The organism is Agrobacterium leguminum (genome assembly GCF_005144435.2).
Taxonomy (GTDB): domain Bacteria; phylum Pseudomonadota; class Alphaproteobacteria; order Rhizobiales; family Rhizobiaceae; genus Agrobacterium; species Agrobacterium leguminum.
This window is the reverse complement of the sequence record NZ_CP120212.1, coordinates 2,067,603-2,089,165: the sequence shown is the minus strand read 5'-3', so window position 1 is coordinate 2,089,165 and position 21,563 is coordinate 2,067,603. Positions and strand designations below refer to the sequence as shown.

Genomic DNA, 21,563 nt, shown 5'->3' with positions numbered 1-21,563 from the left:
TTGCTGTTCTCTCGTCGCCGGAAGACTACAGCATCATCCGTAAATGCGGAATTGATTTCTCTGGGTTTTTAATCCCCCGCAAGAAACGCCGCCCGCAGCGAACCGCGGGCGGCGAGGCGGTCAGAGCGCCTGGGAGATATGGTCGATGCTGCTCTTTACGGCAGCGGCCGGATCCTTCAGCTCGTGCACTTCCGTCGCAAAGGGTTCGAAGCTGTAAGGTCCCTTGTAACCGGCCGCCTCAAGCGTCCTGATCTGGGCGATATTTTCCAGCCGGTCGCCGCCATCCACCAGAACGCGGTGGGCGTCGAGCATGTCGGCGACGGAGACGGCAGGATCGATCACGCCGGAAATGTGGACCAGCCCCGTCCGCTCCGGGAAGAACTCCGTCTCGCCTGCGAGATGGTGGTGGAAGGTGTCGTGCACCAGCCTGTAGACATCGCCGCCACCGGCCGCATCGATGGCCCTGATCGCTTCGGCCTTGGTGCGCAGCGAAGAGACCGGGAAACCGAGCGGCTCGACGAAACCGATCAGGCCGCGTTCCTTAAGGATCGGCTTCATGGCCTTCAGCGCCGTGACGAGATCGTTAAAGGACACCGGCGTACCGTCGTTGAGCGGGCACATGACCAGCGCTTTCGCGCCGCTTGCCGCCGCATAATCGGCCATGGCGACGGCCCGCGCAGGCAGGTCGCCCGACCAGACGTTGAAGGGGTAAAGCGCATTGATCGAGATGATCGTCACGCCGGCCTTTTCGGCCGCCGCCTTCACGGCCGCCGGCTCCACCGTGCCGACGATGTTCGGCAGGTCGTTGCGGATTTCGACTTCGGTAAGGCCGAGTTCGCGGGCTGTCGCAAAGAACGCCTCAAGGGAAAGCTTCGGCGCGGTGATGTGGTTGATGGCAAAACGCATGAAAGACCTCACTGATAAAGGGCGGGACGGGTGGGAAGCTCAATTGCGACGGCTGCCCCGTCCGTTTCCTGCGCGGCCACGCAGGCGTCGGAGGTGATGGCGGCCACGTAGCCGTCCCAGGAGTTCGGCCCCGATGCCGTGCCCTTCGCCGCCGCATGGATGAAATCTTGCAATTCCACATCGTAGCTGGCGATGAAGCGGTCTTTCCAGTCGGTCAGGATATCGTTCTGCAGCTTGGCGCCGAGGCGGGTCTGCACCGACATCGGCTCCGGCAGGCTGGCAATGCCGTCCTCGCCCACCACCTGGCACTGGATATCGTAGCCATAATGGCAATTGACGAAGATTTCGACGTCGATGATCGTGCCCTTCGCCGTCTCCAGAATGACGATCTGCGGGTCCTTCAGCCGCGCATGGCTTCTGGCCGCCGAACGGGGAAAGAGAACCCGCGCCGAAACATAGTCATCGTCGAGCAGCCAGCGCAGCACGTCGATCTCATGGATCATCGTGTCATGGATCGCCATCGGGGTGACATATTGCTCCGGAACCGCCGGGTTGCGGTGGGCGGCGTGCACCATGATCGGCGCGCCGATCCTGCTATCGACGGCCTGTTTCAGCGCCACATAGCCGGCGTCATATCGGCGCATGAAGCCCACCTGAACCAGCCGCCTGCCATGCGCCACTTCCGCGTCGACAATGCGTTTTGCCCCATCCGCCGTTGTCGCCAGCGGTTTTTCGCAGAAACACGGCTTGCCGGCGGCGATTGCCGCCAGCACATATTGCTCATGCGTGGCACCCCATGACGTGACGAGCACGGCATCCACATCCGGCGATGCGATCAGCTCTTCACCGGTGGCGAAAACGACGGCATCCGGGGCGATGTCGTTTTTAACCGCCTCGGCCGAGGCGCGGTTGACGTCGCTCAGCGCAACGATCTTCGCGCCGCCCAGAACCTTGTTGATACGGCGGGCATGATCACGCCCAATTGCGCCGGTGCCGACGACACCAATTCTGACAGTCATTTGAAAAACCTCATTTCCAGTATTTGGCGACGTATCGCCGGGTTTCGCTGAGCATGAACCGCGCGCTTTCATCGACACGATCTTCCCAGGCAAACACGCAGTTCGAGAGCACGCCGTCGAATTTCATGTCGGCGAGCGTCGCAAAGAAGGTCTCCCAGTCGATCTCGCCCTGGCCGAAATCGGTGTGCTGGTGCACCCTGACCTTGGAACCGGGGGGATTGACGATGTAACGCAGCTGCGACGACTTGTTGTGGTCATAGGTATCGGCAAGGCGCACATGCACGAGATGGCCCTCGGTCGCACGCAGGTTAGCCACCATGTCCGGCCCGTAGAAGAACGTGTGCGGCGCGATGAAGGAGGCCTTTACCGCCTTGGAATTGATGGTCTTGATGATGTCGATGGCCGACGCGATCTCCTCGATCCAGTCTTCGGGATGGGCCTCCAGCGACAGCAGCAGACCTTCCCGTTCAAGGATCGGCACCAGAATATCCATGGCGCGGAAGAACTGCGCTTCGCAGGTTTCCGGGCGATGAAGGCCGGAACGGTCGTTGAGGCTGCGATCCGGCGAGCCGCCGCGGCCGAATTCCGAAACGAACATCGGGCATTCCATCTCGACGGCAATCTCGATGGCGCGTTTCCAGTTGTCGATCGCCACTTCCCATTCGTCCGGATAGGGGCTTGCCCAGCGATACATGGGCTGCAGCGTCGCAAGGCCGACACCATGGTCCTTCAGCGCCTTTTTGAATTCGGCGACGCGTTCGGGATAGACCTTCGGCCGGGTCCACCAGGAGAGGAAATCCGGACGGGGTGAAAGTTCGACGTAATCATAGCCGAGTTCGGCAACCTTGCGGCAGGTCTCGGCCAGCGAAAGGTGTCGGAACATGTGGGGGTCGAGCGTATGTTTCATGGCTGTTTCCAGTGGAGCGATAGATGGACCGGGGCCGAAACCCCCGCTTATTTGGCGTAGGCGGTCATGTTTTCCGGGGTGACGAGTTCGAAGGGCACCCAGAGCGTCTTCTCAGTGCTTTGCCCGGCGGCGGCCTTCACCGCCGTCTGAACCGAGACCTCGCCCTGCTTCGTCGCATTCTGGTAGACGGTAATGTCGAGATCGCCGGCCTGCATGGCGGCAAGGCCATCCGGCGTGGCGTCGATGCCGGCGATGACGACATCCTTCATGGAAACGCCCGCCGCCTTCAGCGCCTGCGCGGCGCCAATCGCCATTTCATCGTTATTGGCAATGACGGCATCGAACTGGATGCCCGCCGTCAGCCAGGAGGAAACGAGGTCCTGCGCCTGCGTGCGGCTCCAGTTCGCCGTCTGCTTTTCGAGGATTTCGATCTTGCAGTCCGGCCGGGCAAACACCGTTTCCACATCCTTGGTGCGCACCAGCGCCGCATGGTTTTCCAAAGGTCCCATCAGGACCACGGCCTTGCCCTTGCCGCCCATCAGCTTGCAGGCGGCTTCCGCCTCCATAGTGCCGGAATCGAGTTCGTTGGAACCGACGAAGGCCGTGCCGTCAGGCAGGCCGGTTTCCAGCTCGGCGGGCGGATGATTGACATAGACGAGCGGGATTTTTGCGGCGGATGCGGCCTTGGTGATCGCCGAGGTGGCATCGCCATCGACCGCGTTGACGATGATCGCGTCGACGCCATTGGCGATGAAATTCTGCACCTGATTGAGCTGTTTCGAAGGGTCGAGCTGGGCGTCCTCCACCAGAAGCTCGATGTTCTTGTCACGCCCGGCCTCAGCCCTGATACCGTTCAGCAAAATCGTCAGGAACGGATTGTCGAACGATGTCATGGAGACCGCAACACGGGTCTCGGCAAGGGCAGGCGTTGCGAAAATGCAGAGCGCAGTCGCCATCAACAGGTTTTTCAAAGTCTTTCCTCCCGCGGAAAACCTCCGCTGGTTCAATCGCACTGATATTGCTGAAGCCGGAATATCCTCCCCCCGCCTTCAGCGTCTTCGGTCTGTCACGTCGTTCTCAGGCCCGAACGGTCTCAGTTCTTGGCCTGATAGTCCTTGAGGTTTGCGGGTGTGACCAGTTCGAAGGGTACGAAAACCTTCTTGTCCACCGCATCCCCCTTTGCCAGTTTCAGCGACGTATCAACCGCGCCCTTGCCCTGACCGGCGGCATTCTGGAAAACGCTCACATCCAGCTCACCCGCCGCCATGGCGGCCAGCGCGTCCTGCGTGGCGTCGATGCCGGCGACGATGACGTCATCCATCGACCGGCCGGCCGCCTTCAGCGACTGTATCGCGCCGATGGCCATTTCGTCATTGTTGGAAATCACCGCATCGAACTGCACCCCGGCCGAAAGCCAGTTGGTCATCAGGTCCGAGCCTTGAGTGCGCGACCAGTTGGCGGATTGTTCCTCGACAAGCTTGATGAAGCTGCAATCGGGCGTCGCCACCACATCCTTGATATCCTGCGTGCGCATGCGGGCCGCCTGGTTGGAAAGCTCGCCCATCATCACCACCGCCTTCGCTTCCGCCTTGCCGGCCGCCTTCAGCAGGCGGCAGACTTCCTGCGTCTGCAGGGTGCCGGACTGTTTTTCATCGGAGGCAACGAAGGCCTGTTTTTCCGGCAGGCTGTCGAGGTTGACCGGCTGGCGGTTGACATAGACGAGCGGAATGCCGGCGGCAGCGGCAGCCTGCGAAAGCGCCACGGTCGCATCCGTATCCACCGGGTTGACGATGATGGCGTCGACACCGGCGGCGACGAAGTTCTGCACCTGGCTCAACTGCTTGCCGACATCGTTCTGCGCATCCTCGATCTGCAGCGAAACGCCGCTCATGCCCTTGGAATAATCGATCATGCCGTTGCGCAGCACGGTCAGGAAATTATCGTCGAACAGGGCCATCGAAACGCCGATGGTTTCCGCCGAGGCGGTCGTCGCCAGCATGGTGGCGAGCGCTGCAATCGCGAAATGTCTTTTCATGTCGTTCTCCTCCAAAACCCTTGAAAAGAACCGGCTGCACGGTTCAGCGCCCTTCGCGCCGCCACCGTTTTCCGGCAAAGAATACCCGTCGCCGCGAAGACAAGCCCGCAGCCTGAAGCAATCCGAAACATTGTTATTATCGTGGATCAGCCTCCTGCCCGCTCCACACGCAGGCAAGATTTCCCAGTCCCGGCCCGGCGTCAACGGGTCAGCGGCAACCGAAACCATCAAGGCTGATAGAAAGAGACGCGGAATTTATGATAGAATCTATCAAACCATCAAAGGCTTTCAGGAACCCACAGATGGGCGGGTACAAACCGCTGTCCCGGCGTTTCCGCCATGCCGTGTTCGATGCTGTGAACCATGGTGGCGATGAGGTCCGTGCATAATTCACGGAGCGGCGTCTGGAATATGCCGCTGATACGCTTTTCCAGCAGCGCCTGACGGGATTCGGGCGTCAGTTCATTCACAAGACAGACGATGGCCTCCTGCCGGTTTTCCTGCTGCAGGGCCTCGATGACGCCTTCCATGCCGCCACCGATGCAATAGATGCCGACCAGATCCTTGTGCTTGGCGATGGTGTCCATCACCAGCTCATAGGTCAGCCGCCGGGTTTCCAGCGTGATCAGCGCGTCCATCACCTCGAATTCCGGCGCATATTCCCGCATATAGCTGCGAAAGCCGGTTTCGCGCAGCGAATGACCGTGAAAACGGTGCCCGCCGAGCAGCAAAAGCACCTTGCCCCTGCTGCGCGCCAGCCGCGAGATCATCCAGGCCGCCGTGCGCCCGACTTTCATGTTGTTGGCGCCGAGATAAGCTTCCCGCACCCCCTGCGCGAAATCCGAAAGCAGCGAAAATGTCGGAATGCCCTTCGCCTTCAGGGCCTCGACGGCGGCGGTGACATCGTGATGGTCCGGCCCGGTGGCCGCCACGGCCTGCACGCGGCCCTTCATGCCCGTCAGAAGGGCCGCAAGCTCGCTCGGCTCGCCCGACTGGGCGAATTCGATGCACAGATTGAGATGACGATCCCGGACGTTGCGCGCCGCAAGCTCCAGCTCGTCGGCGAAGGTCTGGTAGAAGGCGTGCCGCTCCTTGCGCAGGATGATGCCGAGACTATAGGATGGCAGATCGGCCAGCATGCGCTGACGAATGATGTTGGTGGCGTGAAAACCGATCTTCTCCGCCGCCTCGAACACCCGCCGCGCGGTTTCCTCCCGCACCGGCAGGCGACCGTTCAGCACCCGGTCGACGGTGGCGACGCTGACGCCGGCGGCTGTCGCAACATCTGTGATGGTCGGACGTTTCATGCGGGCACCCCGTAGACGGAAAGATTCCTGTCATATCTCGCAAAACATGTCACGGATCATGATGGAATCCAACATGTGCAGAGGGATAAGAGCGTGGAGTACTTTATCAGGGAATAATCGACCGGGGCCCGCATCGCAGGGCCGGCTTGCTTGGCCCAGCACGCCTCCTCCCCTCATCTCTGTGCTTGTCACAGAGATCCAGCCAGCCCAAGTCCTTGGGCTGAAAGGAGTCCTTCCGCCGCGCAGACGCGCGTCGGCTGGATTCCTGTGACAAGCACAGGAATGAGGGGGGCTGGGATGTGTCAGAGCGAAAAAATCACCTGCCGCGTAACCTGAATGGCAACTGTCACACGTAAGGAAGCTGCGGCAGCAGCGGGCATTCGTACCGTTTTACGGCGGCATTAGCACCGTTATCACGATGCTGAAGCCGCTATCCCGTCAGACCCCCTCCAGCGCCACGGCGATACCCTGCCCGACGCCGATACACATGGTGGCGAGCGCAAGACGCTTGCCGGTCAGCGAAAGTTCAAGCGCCGCCGTGCCGGCAATGCGCGCACCGGACATGCCGAGCGGATGGCCGAGCGCGATGGCGCCGCCATTGGCATTCACCCGCGCATCGTCATCCGCAATGCCGAGCTGCCTCAGCGTCGCAAGGCCCTGGCTGGCGAAAGCCTCATTAAGCTCGATCACGTCGAGCTGCTCCTGCTTTAGCCCGAGCCGGGCCAGCAGCTTCGCGGAGGCCGGGGCCGGGCCGATGCCCATGACGCGCGGCGGCACGCCGGCGGCGGCACCGCCGAGAATACGGGCAATCGGCGTCAGCCCGTATTTCTTCGCGGCTTCCGCCGATGCGACGATGAGTGCGGCCGCGCCGTCATTGACGCCTGACGCATTGCCCGCCGTCACCGTCGCGCCATCGCGCCTGTTGACCGGCTTCAGCTTCGCCAGCGCTTCAAGGCTGGTCGCGCGCGGATGCTCATCCTTCGAGACCACCAGCGGATCGCCCTTGCGCTGCGGGATGGTCACGGACACGATTTCCCTGTCAAGGCGACCATTGGCCTGCGCGTCAGCCGCCTTCTGCTGGCTGCGAACGGCGAAGGCGTCCTGATCCTCACGGGAGACCTGATAGTCAATGGCGACGTTATCGCCGGTCTCCGGCATGGAATCGACGCCATATTGCGCCTTCATCAGCGGGTTGACGAAACGCCAGCCAATGGTGGTGTCGTAGATTTCGGCATTGCGCGAAAAGGCGCTCTCCGCCTTCGGCAGAACGAAGGGCGCGCGGCTCATGCTTTCGACGCCGCCGGCGATCATCAATTCCGCCTCGCCCGATTTCACGGCGCGGGCGGCTGCGATGAGGGCATCCATGCCCGAACCGCACAGCCGGTTGATCGTCGTTCCGGTTACCGAGACCGGCAGGCCGGCGAGCAGCAGCGACATGCGTGCGACGTTGCGGTTATCCTCACCCGCCTGATTGGCGCAACCGAAGATCACATCTTCGACCGCTTCCCAGTCGACGGACGGGTTGCGCTCGACAAGCGCCTTCAGCGGCACCGCCCCGAGATCGTCGGCCCGCACCGAAGAAAGCGCGCCGCCGAAGCGGCCGATGGGCGTGCGAATATAGTCGCAGATGAATGCGTCGGTCATCGGTTTTTCCTCAAAGTTCCGGGGCGACGAGATCGGCGACCTCGCCATCGACCGCCAAAGGCGCGCCGGTCATGGCCTGCAATTCATCGAACGTCATCGCCGGCAGTTTTTCACGCAGCACGAAGCGGCCATCCACCACGTCGATGACAGCATGGCTGGTATAAATGCGGGTGATGCAGCCAACGCCGGTCAGCGGAAAAGCGCATTTTTCAACGAGCTTCGGTTCGCCGTTCTTGGTCACATGTTCGGTGATGACGAAGACCTGTTTGGCGCCATGTACCAGATCCATGGCCCCGCCCACCGCCGGCACGCCCTTGGAGCCGACACGCCAATTGGCGAGATCGCCATTCTGCGCCACCTGATAGGCCCCGAGGATCGCCACATCCAGATGCCCGCCGCGCACCATGGCGAAGCTGTCGGCATGGTGGAAGAAGGCCGCACCCGGCTTCAGCGTCACAGCCTTCTTGCCGGCATTGATGAGGTTCCAGTCCTCTTCGCCTTCCGGCGGCGCTTCGCCGAAATTCAGGATGCCGTTTTCGGTGTGGAAGATCGCCTGACGGCCGGGCGGCTGGTAGCGCGCCACCATTTCGGGAAAGCCGATGCCGAGGTTGACGTAAGCGCCATCCTCGATGTCCTGCGCCGCGCGCCATGCGATCTGGGCGTTGGAAAGCTTGATGTCTTCGCGGGTGTCAATGGTCTGGGTCATGCGTAGGCCACTCCGGCGCGAATGAGGACTTCTTCCTGTTGCGGATCGGGGATTTCCACGACGCCGTTCACGAAAATACCTGGCGTGACGACATGCTCCGGATCGATCTCGCCGGCTTCGACGATCTTCGAGACCTGCGCAATGGTGGTCTTTGCGGCCATGCACATCAGCGGGTTAAAATTGCGGCCCGCCTTGTTGTAGGTGAGGTTGCCATAGGTATCGCCAAGCTCCGCCTTGACGATGGCGAAATCCGCTTTCAGCCAGCGTTCCTGCACGTAAGACCGCCCGTCGAATTCGGCAATCACCTTGCCTTCGGCCAGTTCCGTGCCGAAGCCGGTGGGGGTGTAGAAGGCCGGAATGCCGGCACCGCCGGCGCGGATGCGCTCGGCAAGCGTGCCCTGCGGCACCAGTTCCAGCTCGATTTCGCCGGCCAGGTATCTGTCTGTAAAGGCACGCGGATCGGAAGAGCGCGGGAAGGAGCAGATCATCTTCCTGACCATGCCGGCGTCGATCATCGCGGCGATGCCGATGCGGCCGTTGCCGGCATTGTTGTTGATGACCGTCAGGTTCTTCGGGCCCTTGTCGATCAGCGCATGGATCAGCTCGATGGGCGCGCCGGAGCCGCCGAAACCGCCGATCATGATCGTCGCACCGTCACCGATGCCGGAAAGCGCATCTCCAGCGCTCTTGATTGTCTTGTCCATTAAAACCTCCATCCAGCCGGACGGATGGAACCCGCAAGGCTGCCTGACCGTGAGGTAAATCCGAAACCGCCTCGACGGCAAGGATTTTGTGCGTTATATGATTTTTGTTCGTATATCGCACAAATGGAGCTTCGACATGGCTGTCAGCGAAAGAGACATGATGGGCGGCCTCGCCAAGGGATTGCGGGTCATTGAGGCCTTCAGCGCCGAACGGCCGCGCCTGTCGATTTCCGATGCCGCCGAGATTGCCGGGCTGGACCGCGCCACGACGCGACGCTGCCTGCTGACGCTTTCGGAACTCGGTTATGCCGCTTATGACGGCAAGTTCTTTACCGTGACGCCGAAGGTGCTGCGCCTCGGCACCGGCTGTCTGGCCACCATGCCGCTGCCGCGCATCGTGCAGCCGCTGCTCGACCGCCTTTCCGAAGAGATCGGCCAGAGCACCTCCGTTTCCATTCTGGATGAGACCGAGATCGTTTATGTCGCCCGCGCTGCGCAGCAGCGGGTCATGTCGATTGCGCTGATGCCGGGTTCGCGCCTGCCCGCCTATTGCACCTCCATGGGCCGCGCTCTTCTTTCGGCGCAGACGGCCGAGCGGCAGCGCGACATTCTTGAAGCCTCCCGGCTGGTGGCGCGCACGGAAAAGACGATCACCAGGATGGACACCCTGCTCGCCGAAATCGAGGCCACCGGCCATCGCGGTTATGCGCTGATCGATCAGGAGGTCGAGATCGGCCTTCGCTCCATCGCGGTGCCGCTGAAAACCATGCGCGGCCAGACGGTGGCCGCCCTTAATGTCGGGCTCGCCGCCTCGGTCGCCTCGATGGAGGACCTCGTGGCGCGATACCTGCCCGCGCTTCTTGCCGTTCAGCGGGAACTGGCAAGAATGCTGGTCTGAAGCGGCACCTGCCGCGCGCCGGAATCCCCCATTTTCCGCTGCTCCGCCAGCCGCCAGCCGCGCGGGGTCATGCCGGTCTCGCGCTTGAAGAACCGGTTGAAATAGGCCGGATCGGCAAAACCCAGCCCCTCCGCAATCATCTGCACGCTGGAAACGGTAAAGATCAGCTCCTGCTGAGCGATCTCGATCTGACGCTTAGCGATCAGCCGCTGCAGGCTGAGACCGGAAACGGAGCGAACCAGACGGTTGAGGTGCGTCTCGGAAAGACCGAGTTTTTTCGCGTAAAACTCCGCCTTTTGCGGCTCGCGAATATGGCGTGCAATCAGTGACAGCAAAAGCTCGAAACGCTGCTCCGCCAGACCTTCGCCGGTTCCTTCCAGCAGCGGCCGCGCCGCCCGCGCCAGAAGCGCCGTCACGATGGCCAGCTGACCTTCGATGATGGCATCCCGGCCTGTTTCGCGTGTTTCATATTCGGCCGAAATCTGTTCGAACCCGCTGCGCAGGCGTTCGCCATCGGTAAAATCCCGCAGCGGCAACAGGATAGGCCGCTGGAAATTCCGCAGCAACAGCGCCTGCACCGATGCCGGCAGGGCGCCCGGCAGCACGGTAACGATCACCCCGCCAATATCGCGCGAAAACCGGAAGCCATGTTCGAACCCCGGCGGCACGACAATGGCGACCGGCGGGCGGATCGCCTCGATGCGGCCATCCAGCAGCGCATCGCCCTCGCCGCCCCAAATGTACAAGATTTGCTGAAAGGCAGCGTGACGGTGCAGGCCGATTTCAAAGCGGTGCAGGCTGCTTCTGGAAAAAAGCGTCTCGCAATGAAAACGGAAATCAGTGCCTTGCACCGCTTCTTCGCCATACAAACCCTCACTTGCAGCAAGCCGCATGTTCCTTCGCTCCTCCGCACAATGGTCGGATTGTGCAATTTGCCGATCAGAAAGTCCATTGAGCTTGCCGCATCCCTTGGTCAATTTCTTGATAGGAGACAAGTTCGGGAGGAAACAATGCGCACCCAGGTCGTCATCATCGGCTCCGGCCCCTCGGGGCTTCTGCTTGGCCAGCTTCTGGCCAGAGAAGGCGTCGAGACTGTCATTCTCGACCGGGTCAGCAAGGATTACATTCTCGGCCGTGTCCGCGCTGGCGTGCTGGAAGAAGGCACGGTGCAGCTCATGGAAAAGGTCGGCGCGGACAGGCGCCTGCACCGGGAAGGCCTGCCGCATGACGGTTTTTCGCTGACCTTCGACGGCCGCGACCACCGCATCGATCTCTTCGACCTGACCGGCGGCAGCCATGTGATGGTTTATGGCCAGACCGAGGTGACCCATGACCTGATGGATGTCCGCGAAGCGGCAAACCTTGTGACCATCTACGATGCCGGCAATGTCGAACCGCATGATTTCGATGGCGCAAGCCCCTATGTCACCTATCAGAAAGACGGTGTAACCCACCGTATCGATTGCGATTTCATCGCCGGCTGCGACGGCTTCCACGGGGTGAGCCGCAAATCGGTGCCTCAGGGCGCGATCAAGGAATTCGAGAAGGTCTATCCTTTCGGCTGGCTCGGCATTCTGGCCGATGTGCCCCCCGTCAACCATGAACTCATCTATGCCAACCACCCGCGCGGCTTTGCGCTCTGTTCCATGCGTTCGCACACCCGCAGCCGTTATTACATTCAATGTTCGCTTGATGACCGGCCGGAGGACTGGAGCGACGAGCGCTTCTGGGACGAAATCCGCCGTCGCCTGCCGGAAAACCATGCGGATGTGATGGTAACCGGCCCGTCCTTTGAAAAATCCATCGCGCCGCTCCGGTCCTTCGTCTGTGAACCGATGCGGTTCGGAAGGCTGTTTCTGGCCGGAGACGCCGCCCATATCGTTCCGCCGACGGGCGCGAAGGGTCTCAACCTTGCCGCCAGCGATGTGCATTATCTGAGCGAGGCGCTGATCGAATTTTATCGCGACCGTTCCGAGGCCGGCATCGACGGCTATTCGCAGAAGGCGCTTTCCCGCGTCTGGAAGGCCGTGCGCTTTTCCTGGTGGATGACGACGATGATGCACCGCTTCCCCGATACGGGAGATTTCGGCCAGCGCATTCAGGAGGCGGAGCTGGACTACCTCGTGCAATCGCGCGCCGCTTCCACCGCGCTTGCGGAGAATTATGTGGGGCTTCCGTATTAGGGGCTGCCCCAGACACGCGGCTTTTATCTCTACCGTTTTCACACCCGTCACCCCGGACCTGATCCGGGGTCCAGCGCGATCAAGTCCTTGATCGCAAAAGACTCTTTTCACGGCGCAGACGCGCCGTGGCTGGATTCCGGCTCAAGGCCGGAATGACGGAGGAGAGGTTCTCAGACTTTTCCGACTCTCACCCTCATCTCAAGAACCTGTCTCCGGCCTACCATCCAGCAACTCGCCTGCCGCCTCGCGAATAGCCTGCATCAGCAGCGAAAGCGGCAGCGAGGGCTGCGTATCGGCCCTCACCGTCAGCCCCACCGGGCCGCTGGTATCGCCGGTCTCGACGGGCAGGATCGCCAGAATACCATCCGCCACATCCGCTGCCACCACGCCTTCCGAGATGATCCAGATCGCATCGCTGGTGCGCAGGAAGGCACGGCCGAAGGCGTCGGATACGGTTTCGATGCGGATCGGCAGGGCCGGCACGCCGTTGGCGATCAAAAACTGCTCGACGACAGGGCCGATGACCGATTGGCGCGTCGGCATCAGCACCGGATATTCATGCAGGTGATCGAACACCGAAAGGCCGGGTGACAACAGCGGGTGCCCGGCGCGCACCACGAAGCGCACCTTTTCCGAATAGAGATGCTCGAAGGAAAAACCCGCCATTTTCTGCGGTGCAGCCAGACGGCCGACAACAAGATCGAGATCGCCGACGCGCAGTTGTTCCAGCAGCACGGCGTTTTCGCCTGTAACGATCTTCACCGGGCTGCCGGTTTTCTCAGCCAGAAAACCGGCCATCGCCTTCGGCATGATGCGAACAGACACCGTGGGCAGCGCGCCGACCCGCACCGGCGGACCGGCGCGCGCAGCCTCCTGCGATACCGAATCGACCGCCTGCCTGAGCGCCGTCATCGTCGCGCCCGCATGGCGCAGGAATACCTCGCCATAGCGGCTGATGCGGATGCCGCGCCCCTCCCGGTCGAACAGCGAGACGCCGAGAATATCTTCCAGTTCACGGATCGTCTTCGTCACCGCCGGCTGGCTGACATGCAGGATTTCCGCAGCCCGGATGACGCTTTTCTGCCGCGCCACCTCCACGAAAGTCTGCAGGTGGCGGAACTTGATACGCTGATCGACCATCGCTCATATAATCCACAGGTTATGATTTTCATCGATAATGTCATTTTACTTAACCGGAACCCACTTGCAATATCCCCGGCAGGAGGAGCACATCATGCATTTTCTGCGCTGCGGCGAGACCGTGATCCATTACCGCGTCAAGGGATTGGGCACAGGCAAGCCGGTCATCGCCTTCATCAATTCGCTCGGCACCGATTTCCGCATCTGGGATGCGGTCACCGAAGCGCTCGGCGATGATTATGCCTATGTGCTGCACGACAAGCGCGGCCACGGGCTCTCGGATGTCGGGCACACTCCCTATTCCATCGACGATCACGCCGGCGATCTGATCGCGCTGCTCGATCATCTTGGCGTGAAGAGCGCGATCATCTGGGGCCTGTCGGTCGGCGGCCTGATTGCGCAGGGGCTTTATGCCCGCCGTCCCGATCTGGTGCGCGCGCTCGTGCTCAGCAACACCGCCCACAGGATCGGCACGGCCGAGATGTGGAACGCCCGCATCGACAAGATCGCCGCGGACGGCCTCGTCTCGCTGGTCGATCCCGTCATGGAGCGCTGGTTCACACCCGCCTTCCGTAAGCCAGACAATGCCGCCTATGCCGGCGCGCGCAACATGCTCTCGCAACAGCCGGAAGCCGGTTATAGCGGCACCTGCGCCGCCATCCGCGATGCGGATTTTACCGAAGAGGCCGGGCGCATCGCCGTGCCGACGCTTTGCGTGGCGGGCGATCAGGATGGCTCCACCCCACCGGAACTGGTGCGGTCGCTCGCGGATCTCATTCCCGCAAGCCGTCTCGTCACCATCGCCGGCTGCGGCCACATTCCCTGCCTTGAACAGACGCTCGCCTACGCGCAGGCAGCCTCCATTTTTCTCAAGACCTTGCCGGAGCATTGACCGATGGCGGACCATATCGACAAGAACGAACGTTTCGAACAGGGCATGAAGACCCGCCGCTCCGTGCTCGGCGACGCCCATGTCGACCGGGCGCAGACCATGACGTCCGGTTTCGACCAGCCTTTCCAGCAGCTCATCACCGAAGCCGCCTGGGGCACGGTGTGGTCCGGCAACCACTGGACGAAGCGCGAGCGCTCGATGGTCACCATCGCCCTGCTTGCAGCACTCGGGCAGGACGAAGAGCTGGCCATGCATGTGCGCGCCACCGCCAATACCGGCGCCACCGAGGCGGATATTCGCGAGGCGCTGCTGCATGTGGCGATCTATGCCGGCGTGCCCGCCGCCAACCACGCTTTCAAAATCGCCAAGCTTGCCCTGGCCAGCATGAAAGCCGATAGTTCCCCTGATAATTCTGGCACTTATAATTCTGGCGATGAGGAGGAGACGAAATGAGCAACCAGCCGCCGGAAACCGGACCGTTCTTCGCACGCAACCGCGACATTCATCCGCTCGCCTATGCGCCCGGCTACAAGACCTCGATCCTGCGCTCGCCGCAGCGCGCGCTGATTTCGCTGGAAGGCACCACGAGCGAGATCACCGGCCCGGTCTTCGGCCATGGCATGCTGAACCCGCTGGACAACGACCTCATCCTCAACTATGCCCGCCCCGGCGAAATGCCGGTCGGGCCGCGCATTCTGGTGCACGGCCGGGTGCTGGACGAGCGCGGCCGCGGCGTGGATGGCGCGCTGGTGGAATTCTGGCAGGCCAATGCCGGCGGCCGTTACCGCCACAAGAAGGAAAGCTACCTCGCCGCCATCGATCCGAATTTCGGCGGCGTCGGCCGCACGATCACGGATGAGAACGGCTATTACTGGTTCAAGACCATCCAGCCCGGCGCTTATCCCTGGCCGAACGGCGTCAATGACTGGCGGCCGGCCCATATTCATTTTTCCGTCTTCGGCCACGGGTTCGCCCAGCGGCTCATCACCCAGATGTATTTCGAAGGCGACCCGCTGATCTGGAAATGTCCGATCGTCAAGACCATTCCGGACGAGGATGCGATCAGAAGACTGATCGCGCCGCTGGACATGAATGCGACGCTGCCGATGGACATGCTGGCCTACAAGTTCGACATCGTCCTGCGCGGCCGCCGCTCGACCCTTTTCGAAAACCGCATGGAGGGCAACTGACCATGGTTCAGCCGCTCAACTATCTCAAGGAAACCGCCTCGCAGACGGCCGGCCCTTACGTGCATATCGGCTGCACGCCCAATTTCGTCGGCATCGAGGGCGTGTTCGAGAAGGATCTCGGTTCCGGTCCGCTTTATAACGACAGGGCCTGCGGCGAACGCATCAGCGTGCGCGGCACGGTCTATGACGGTGCGGGCATGGCGCTGAAGGACGCGCTGATCGAAATCTGGCAGGCCGATACCGACGGTTATTACAACAGCCCCAGCGAAACGCGGGGCAAGGCCGATCCGAATTTCATCGGCTGGGGCCGCTCGCCCGGCGACATGGATACGGGCGAATTCGTCTTCGAAACCATAAAGCCGGGCAAAGTGCCGTTCCGCGACGGCCGGCCGATGGCGCCGCATATCACCTTCTGGATCGTCGCACGCGGCATCAATATCGGCCTGCAGACCCGCATGTATTTCCCGGAAGAACAGGAGGCCAATGCCGCCGACCCGGTTCTTGCCCGCATCGAGCAGAAAAGCCGCATCGCCACGCTTGTCGCCAAAAAAGAGGAAGGCAACGTCTATCGTTTCGATATCCGCCTTCAGGGCGAAGGCGAAACCGTTTTTTTCGATATCTGACGCATATCGCGCAAAAGTGTGCAGCGGTTTTGCGCGATATGCGCAAAAGAAAGCGAGACGGAAGATGAGCCTTTCCCCCTTCGAGCATCCGTTCTTGTCAGGCCTCTTCGGCGACAGCGAGATCGTCGAGCTGTTTTCGGCGAGAGCGGATATCGACGCCATGGTCCGTTTCGAGACGGGGCTGGCGCAGGCGGAAGCGCAGGCCGGCATCATTCCCGAGGAGGCGGCGGAAGCGATCGTTTCGCGGCTTTCGGACTTTGCCGCCGATATGACCGCGCTTCGCCATGGCGTCGCGAAGGACGGCGTCGTGGTTCCCGAACTCATCCGGCAGATGCGCGCGGCGGTCGCCGGCCAGGCGGCGGACAGGGTGCATTTCGGCGCCACCAGCCAGGATGTCATCGATACCAGCCTGATGCTGCGGCTGAAGGCTGCGGCGGAAATCATCTCCGCCCGGCTCGGTCGCCTGATCGATACGCTGGGAGACCTTGCCTCCCGCGACGGCCACAACCCGCTGACGGGCTATACCCGCATGCAGGCCGCCATCGGCATCACCGTCGCCGACCGGGCGGCGAGCTGGACTGCGCCGCTGGAACGCCACCTGCTGCGGCTCGAAAATTTCACGCAGAGCGGCTTCGCCCTGCAATTCGGCGGCGCGGCCGGTACGCTGGAAAAGCTTGGCGACAATGCCGCAGCGGTGCGTACCGATCTCGCAAAACGGCTCGGCCTTGCCGACAGGCCGCAATGGCAGAGCCAGCGCGACGGCATCGCCGAATTCGCCAATCTGCTCTCGCTGATCACCGGCGCGCTCGGCAAGTTCGGGCAGGATATTGCGCTGATGGCCGAACTCGGTGCGGAAATCCGCCTCTCCGGCGGCGGCGGCTCCTCGGCCATGCCGCACAAACAGAACCCGGTCAATGCCGAAGCGCTGGTGACGCTCGCGCGCTTCAATGCCGTGCAGATATCCGCCCTGCACCAGTCGCTCGTGCACGAACAGGAAAGATCCGGCGCGGGCTGGATGCTGGAATGGCTGTCTCTGCCGCAAATGGTGACGGCAACGGGCGCCTCGCTGCTGATCGCCGAGCGATTGGCCGAGCAGATAGACAGGCTGGGCACAGGCGAAAACTAGCCGCAGGGCCGGTCGATTTCGTGCGCAGACAGGGTTTCCGGGCACTGCCGAACGGCGGGCCGGAAGCAGCATGACGACGCGTGGAAAGCGCTTGCGCTTTTCCGCATTAGCCATTGATAAAAAAGACTTTATTCAGAAATCCAGAAAATGAAAAAACAGCATGAAAGCTGCTTTTTAACCGGACATGACGCTTGACACAAAAATGAACTAACTGGTACAAACATTATGATTAACAACCTGCCGCCGACAGGGGTTTTGAAGCCTGCGGCGACAGTGAACGACAAATGGAGGGCTTTGGCGCCGCAAGGTTTCCAAAGCGATGCGGACAAGGCGAAACGCCTGTCCGGACCCGAACGGGTTGGGAGGAAGAATGTCTTACAGTCTCGATTTTTCGGCGGTCATAGAGCGCCTTCCCGAGCTGCTTTTGGCCTGTCTGGCGACGATCGGCCTTGCGATTGCCGGCATGTCGCTCGCCACCGTCATCGGCGTTCTGGGCGTCGTCGCCCGCCGCTCGCGGTTCAAGCTGCTGCGCGGCCTCGTCATCGGTTTTGTGGAAACAATCCGCAACACGCCGTTTCTGGTGCAGATATTCTTCATCTTCTTCGCCCTGCCGCAGATCGGCATCAAGCTCAACCCGACGGTAACGGCCATCATTGCGCTGGCTCTGAACGGCGGCGCCTATGCGATTGAAATCATTCGCGGCGGGGTCGATTCCATTCCCAAGGGCCAGGTCGAGGCTGGGCTTGCGCTCGGCCTTCACCGCGCGCAGATTTTCCGGCACATCATCCTGAAGCCGGCGCTGCGGGCGGTCTATCCCTCGCTCACCAGCCAGTTCATCATGCTCACGCTGACCACCTCGGTCTGCACCTCGATCGCCGCTTACGAGCTGACCTCGGTGGCGCAGAAGATCGAGGCGGATACCTTCCGGTCCTTCGAGGTCTATTTCTCGATCACACTGCTTTATCTGGTCATTTCCTCGCTGATGATGGGCATTTTCTCGCTCATCTCCCGCGCATCCTTCAGCTATCCGGTCAAGTGAGGAAAAGACAATGGCATCCATCGGTCCCAACGAACTCTTCTTCCTGCTGCAAGGCCTGAAATGGACGCTTGCGCTGACCATCATCGGCTTTATCGGCGGCGGCGTCTTCGGCCTTTGCGTGGCGCTTGCCCGCGTCGCGGATAGCCCGGCAATCCAGCGCGCCAGCACCGGCTACATCGCCGTCTTTCAGGGCACACCGCTCCTGATGCAGCTTTTCGTGGTCTATTACGGCGTGGCGCTTGCGGGCCTCAATGTCGATGCCTGGATTGCGGTCGCCATCGCTTTTACGCTGCATGCCAGCGCCTTCCTCGGCGAAATCTGGCGCGGCGGCATTCAGGCGGTGCCGAAGGGCCAGACGGAAGCCGCCAATGCGCTCGGCCTGCATTACGTATCGCGCATGAAGGACGTGGTTCTGCCGCAGGCCTTCAAGATTTCGCTGCCGGCCACCATCGGTTTCCTCGTGCAGCTCATCAAGGGCACCTCGCTTGCGGCCATTGTCGGCTTCGTCGAGCTGTCGCGCGCCGGCCAGATCGTCTCCAACCAGACGTTCCGCCCGCTCACCGTCTTCGCCCTCGTCGGCGTCATTTATTTCCTGATCTGCTGGCCGCTTTCCCTGTGGGGCGCCAGCGTTGAAAAGCGGCTGCAGACCGCAACCCGCTAAGTCCATGAAGACCTCATCAGCTTTGTAAGGAGGAGCAAAAGATGAAAACCACCAGCATGAAATTCTCTCGTCGCGCCCTGCTCGCGCTTGCCGCGGCAACGGTTGCCCTGCCCTTCGTCGCACCGGTCGATGCTTTCGCCGGTACGGTGGAAGAGGCCAAGGCCAAGGGCAAGGTCGTCATCGGCATTCAGGGCGACAACTCGCCATGGGGCTTCGTCAATTCCAGCGGTGTGCAGGATGGCCTCGATGCGGATATCGGCAAGGCCTTTGCCGATTATCTCGGCGTCAAGGTTGAGTTCGTACCGCTCGCCGTGGCCAACCGCATTCCGGCGCTTCTGACCGGCAAGGTCGACCTCTTGTTTGCAACCATGGGCATGACGGCCGAACGCGCCAAGACCATTCAATATTCCAAACCCTATGCCGGCAACGTGCTTTCCGTCTACGGCCCCAAGGACAAGAAGATCGGCGGCTATGACGATCTGACCGGCATCGCCGTCGGCGTTCCGAAGTCCAGCGCCATGGATACGGCGATCACCGCCGGCGCCGGCTCCAAGGCCAATATCCTGCGCTTCGACGATGACGCCGCCAATATTCAGGCGCTGATCTCAGGCCAGGTCGAGGTCGTCGGCGGCAACCAGTTCTACGGCGACCGCCTGAACAAGGCTGCCGAAGGCAAATACGAGCCGAAATTCGACCTGACGACGCTTTACAACGGCGCCGGCACCCGCCCCGGCGAAAAGGACTGGAACGAGACCGTCAACGCCTTCCTCGACAAGATCAAGTCCGACGGCCAGCTCGCCAAGATCTACGACAAGTGGATGAAGCGCGACGTTCCGGCCTTCCCGGACAGCCTGCCCGACATCCCGTTCACCGTGAAGTAACGGCGGGTTCCGTCTGGATTTGGGAGGAGGAAACAATGAGAATCTTGAAAACCCTGACGGGTTGGCGAGCAACCCTTGCGGCGGGACTGACGGCAGCTTTGCTGCCGGTTCTGACGCCGGTGGCGGCAGATGCGAGAACGCTTGACGAGGCAAAAGCCAGCGGCAAGGTCGTAATCGGTATCCAGGGCGATAATGCGCCCTGGGGTTTCATCAATTCCACCGGCGTTCAGGAGGGTTACGACGCCGATCTCGCAAGGGGATTTGCGGATTATCTGGGGCTGAAGGTGGAATTTGTGCCGCTTGCCGTCGCCAACCGCATCCCGTCGCTTCGCACCGGCAAGGTCGATGCCCTGTTCGCATCGATGGGAATGACGCCGGAGCGGGCGAAGAACGTGCAATATGCGCAGCCCTACGCGCATAATGTCATGTCGGTCTATGCCACCAAGGACAAGAAGATCGCCGGTTTCGACGATCTGACCGGAATGACCGTCGGCGCACCGAAATCCAGCCCGATGGATACAGCCTTGACCGCAGGGGCTGGCACCAAGGCGAATATCCTTCGCTTCGATGATGACGCCGCCACCATTCAGGCGATCCTGTCGGGCCAGATCGAGGCGATCGGTGGCAACCAGTTCTATGGCGACCGTCTCGCGGCTGCCGGCGGCAAGGATTACGAGGTGAAGTTCGACCTCGTGACCCTTTACAACAGCGCCGCCACACGCCCCGGCGAAAAGGACTGGAACGAAGCGCTGAACGCCTATCTGGACAAGATCAAGGCCAATGGCGACCTCGAAAAAGTCTACGCAAAATGGATGAAGCGCCCGGTACCGCAGTTCCCGGCTTCGCTTCCCGACATTCCCTACACCGTCAACTAACACTGCTGCCAAGCATGAAGGAAAGTTCCATGCCGCAATCCGCCGCTCAGGCTCCGCTGATCGCCCTTGAAGGGGTGGGAAAGTGGTATGGAGCCTTCCACGCGCTTAAAAACGTCAACATGACGGTTCGCAAGGGCGAAAAAATCGTTCTTTGCGGGCCGTCCGGTTCGGGCAAATCCACGCTCATCCGCTGTATCAACCATCTGGAGGAAATCCAGGAGGGCAAGATCACGGTCGAAGGAACGACGCTGTCGGATTCCAGCCGCGCCATCGATGCGGTTCGCCGCGAAGTGGGCATGGTGTTCCAGAGCTTCAATCTCTTCCCGCACAAGACCATCATGGAAAACTGCACGCTTGCGCCCATGCGGGTGAAGGGTCTGTCGAAAGCCGATGCGGAGGCGACGGCGCGCAAATATCTGGAGCGCGTGCGCATTCTCAACCAGGCAGACAAGTACCCGGCCCAGCTTTCCGGCGGCCAGCAGCAGCGCGCGGCCATCGCCCGGGCGCTGTGCATGGAGCCGAAGGCCATGCTGTTCGATGAGCCGACCTCGGCTCTCGACCCGGAAATGGTGAAGGAAGTGCTCGACACCATGATCGGCCTTGCCCGCGACGGCATGACGATGATCTGCGTGACCCATGAAATGGGCTTTGCACGGCAGGTGGCCGACCGGGTGATCTTCATGTCGGAAGGCGAGATCATTGAGGAAGGCCCGCCGGAGGAATTCTTCCGCGATCCCAAGCACCAGCGCACGCGCACGTTCCTCGGCGAAATTCTCGCCCACCACTGAGGTTCGCGCGCTCTAAGACAGGCGGGGATAATCCCGCCT

At 61.5% G+C, this 21,563-nt stretch carries 23 protein-coding genes; 12 read left to right on the top strand and 11 right to left on the bottom strand.

Annotation, left to right across the window (positions count from 1 at the left end; all coding sequences use genetic code 11):
* Window positions 1-120: 120 nt before the first annotated feature.
* The 9 genes from CFBP4996_RS24125 to CFBP4996_RS24085 form a co-directional block, all read right to left on the bottom strand.
* Window positions 121-906 (bottom strand): TIM barrel protein, encoded by a 786-nt coding sequence (locus CFBP4996_RS24125; RefSeq protein ID WP_080853522.1) that lies wholly within the window; start codon window positions 904-906, stop codon window positions 121-123.
* Window positions 907-914: 8 nt separating this feature from the next.
* Window positions 915-1,925, bottom strand: coding sequence for a Gfo/Idh/MocA family protein (locus CFBP4996_RS24120; RefSeq protein WP_080853523.1), 1,011 nt, complete (start codon window positions 1,923-1,925; stop codon window positions 915-917).
* Between the two features lie 10 nt (window positions 1,926-1,935).
* Window positions 1,936-2,832, bottom strand: a complete 897-nt coding sequence (locus tag CFBP4996_RS24115) for a sugar phosphate isomerase/epimerase family protein (RefSeq protein WP_080853524.1) — start codon at window positions 2,830-2,832, stop codon at window positions 1,936-1,938.
* A gap of 47 nt (window positions 2,833-2,879) precedes the next feature.
* On the bottom strand, window positions 2,880-3,788 hold the full coding sequence (locus tag CFBP4996_RS24110) for a sugar ABC transporter substrate-binding protein (RefSeq protein ID WP_162936118.1): 909 nt from the start codon (window positions 3,786-3,788) through the stop codon (window positions 2,880-2,882).
* Window positions 3,789-3,925: 137 nt separating this feature from the next.
* Window positions 3,926-4,867, bottom strand: a complete 942-nt coding sequence (locus CFBP4996_RS24105) for a sugar ABC transporter substrate-binding protein (protein WP_080853526.1) — start codon at window positions 4,865-4,867, stop codon at window positions 3,926-3,928.
* 278 nt (window positions 4,868-5,145) lie between these two features.
* Complete coding sequence (locus CFBP4996_RS24100; RefSeq protein WP_080853527.1) at window positions 5,146-6,174, bottom strand: LacI family DNA-binding transcriptional regulator; 1,029 nt, start codon at window positions 6,172-6,174, stop codon at window positions 5,146-5,148.
* A 438-nt stretch (window positions 6,175-6,612) separates the two neighbouring features.
* Window positions 6,613-7,818: a 3-oxoadipyl-CoA thiolase gene (gene pcaF, locus CFBP4996_RS24095; RefSeq protein ID WP_080853528.1), complete on the bottom strand. Its 1,206-nt coding sequence runs from the start codon at window positions 7,816-7,818 to the stop codon at window positions 6,613-6,615.
* A 10-nt stretch (window positions 7,819-7,828) separates the two neighbouring features.
* Window positions 7,829-8,524 carry a CoA transferase subunit B gene (locus CFBP4996_RS24090; RefSeq protein WP_059758412.1) on the bottom strand — a complete coding sequence of 232 codons (696 nt, stop codon included), beginning with the start codon at window positions 8,522-8,524 and terminating at the stop codon, window positions 7,829-7,831.
* Window positions 8,521-9,228 carry a 3-oxoacid CoA-transferase subunit A gene (locus CFBP4996_RS24085; RefSeq protein WP_080853529.1) on the bottom strand — a complete coding sequence of 236 codons (708 nt, stop codon included), beginning with the start codon at window positions 9,226-9,228 and terminating at the stop codon, window positions 8,521-8,523. The genes CFBP4996_RS24090 and CFBP4996_RS24085 overlap by 4 nt, the downstream gene beginning before the upstream one ends.
* A 136-nt stretch (window positions 9,229-9,364) precedes the next feature.
* Here CFBP4996_RS24085 and CFBP4996_RS24080 point away from each other — a divergent pair, with 136 nt between their 5' ends.
* The gene (locus CFBP4996_RS24080; protein WP_080854790.1) at window positions 9,365-10,126 is read left to right on the top strand and encodes an IclR family transcriptional regulator; all 762 of its coding nucleotides are present in this window, start codon (window positions 9,365-9,367) and stop codon (window positions 10,124-10,126) included.
* Here CFBP4996_RS24080 and CFBP4996_RS24075 read toward each other — a convergent pair.
* Window positions 10,096-11,019 (bottom strand): helix-turn-helix domain-containing protein, encoded by a 924-nt coding sequence (locus tag CFBP4996_RS24075; RefSeq protein ID WP_080853530.1) that lies wholly within the window; start codon window positions 11,017-11,019, stop codon window positions 10,096-10,098. The two genes, CFBP4996_RS24080 and CFBP4996_RS24075, sit on opposite strands and share 31 nt — an antisense overlap.
* Window positions 11,020-11,136: 117 nt before the next feature.
* Between CFBP4996_RS24075 and pobA the strand changes: the two genes are divergently transcribed.
* The gene (gene pobA / locus CFBP4996_RS24070; protein ID WP_080853531.1) at window positions 11,137-12,309 is read left to right on the top strand and encodes a 4-hydroxybenzoate 3-monooxygenase; all 1,173 of its coding nucleotides are present in this window, start codon (window positions 11,137-11,139) and stop codon (window positions 12,307-12,309) included.
* A gap of 198 nt (window positions 12,310-12,507) precedes the next feature.
* Here the strand turns inward: pobA and pcaQ are convergent, their stop codons facing one another.
* A complete protein-coding gene (pcaQ, locus tag CFBP4996_RS24065; RefSeq protein ID WP_080853532.1) occupies window positions 12,508-13,449 on the bottom strand; it encodes a pca operon transcription factor PcaQ in 942 nt (313 codons plus the stop codon).
* A gap of 94 nt (window positions 13,450-13,543) precedes the next feature.
* Between pcaQ and pcaD the strand changes: the two genes are divergently transcribed.
* From pcaD to CFBP4996_RS24010, 10 genes are all read left to right on the top strand, one after another.
* On the top strand, window positions 13,544-14,341 hold the full coding sequence (gene pcaD / locus CFBP4996_RS24060) for a 3-oxoadipate enol-lactonase (RefSeq protein ID WP_080853533.1): 798 nt from the start codon (window positions 13,544-13,546) through the stop codon (window positions 14,339-14,341).
* A 3-nt stretch (window positions 14,342-14,344) separates the two neighbouring features.
* The gene (gene pcaC / locus CFBP4996_RS24055) at window positions 14,345-14,794 is read left to right on the top strand and encodes a 4-carboxymuconolactone decarboxylase (protein WP_080853534.1); all 450 of its coding nucleotides are present in this window, start codon (window positions 14,345-14,347) and stop codon (window positions 14,792-14,794) included.
* A complete protein-coding gene (pcaH, locus tag CFBP4996_RS24045) occupies window positions 14,791-15,531 on the top strand; it encodes a protocatechuate 3,4-dioxygenase subunit beta (protein WP_080853535.1) in 741 nt (246 codons plus the stop codon). The genes pcaC and pcaH overlap by 4 nt, the downstream gene beginning before the upstream one ends.
* Before the next feature lie 2 nt (window positions 15,532-15,533).
* Window positions 15,534-16,154 carry a protocatechuate 3,4-dioxygenase subunit alpha gene (pcaG, locus tag CFBP4996_RS24040; protein ID WP_080853536.1) on the top strand — a complete coding sequence of 207 codons (621 nt, stop codon included), beginning with the start codon at window positions 15,534-15,536 and terminating at the stop codon, window positions 16,152-16,154.
* A gap of 64 nt (window positions 16,155-16,218) precedes the next feature.
* Window positions 16,219-17,280 (top strand): 3-carboxy-cis,cis-muconate cycloisomerase, encoded by a 1,062-nt coding sequence (locus tag CFBP4996_RS24035; RefSeq protein ID WP_080853537.1) that lies wholly within the window; start codon window positions 16,219-16,221, stop codon window positions 17,278-17,280.
* A gap of 370 nt (window positions 17,281-17,650) precedes the next feature.
* The gene (locus CFBP4996_RS24030) at window positions 17,651-18,319 is read left to right on the top strand and encodes an amino acid ABC transporter permease (protein WP_020811502.1); all 669 of its coding nucleotides are present in this window, start codon (window positions 17,651-17,653) and stop codon (window positions 18,317-18,319) included.
* Between the two features lie 10 nt (window positions 18,320-18,329).
* Complete coding sequence (locus CFBP4996_RS24025) at window positions 18,330-18,980, top strand: amino acid ABC transporter permease (RefSeq protein ID WP_080853538.1); 651 nt, start codon at window positions 18,330-18,332, stop codon at window positions 18,978-18,980.
* A gap of 41 nt (window positions 18,981-19,021) precedes the next feature.
* A complete protein-coding gene (locus CFBP4996_RS24020; RefSeq protein WP_080853539.1) occupies window positions 19,022-19,861 on the top strand; it encodes a transporter substrate-binding domain-containing protein in 840 nt (279 codons plus the stop codon).
* 35 nt (window positions 19,862-19,896) lie between these two features.
* Window positions 19,897-20,736 (top strand): transporter substrate-binding domain-containing protein, encoded by an 840-nt coding sequence (locus CFBP4996_RS24015; protein ID WP_080853540.1) that lies wholly within the window; start codon window positions 19,897-19,899, stop codon window positions 20,734-20,736.
* Window positions 20,737-20,765: 29 nt separating this feature from the next.
* Entirely contained in the window at window positions 20,766-21,524 is a 759-nt protein-coding gene (locus CFBP4996_RS24010) for an amino acid ABC transporter ATP-binding protein (RefSeq protein ID WP_003505500.1), read from the top strand.
* Window positions 21,525-21,563 lie beyond the last annotated feature (39 nt).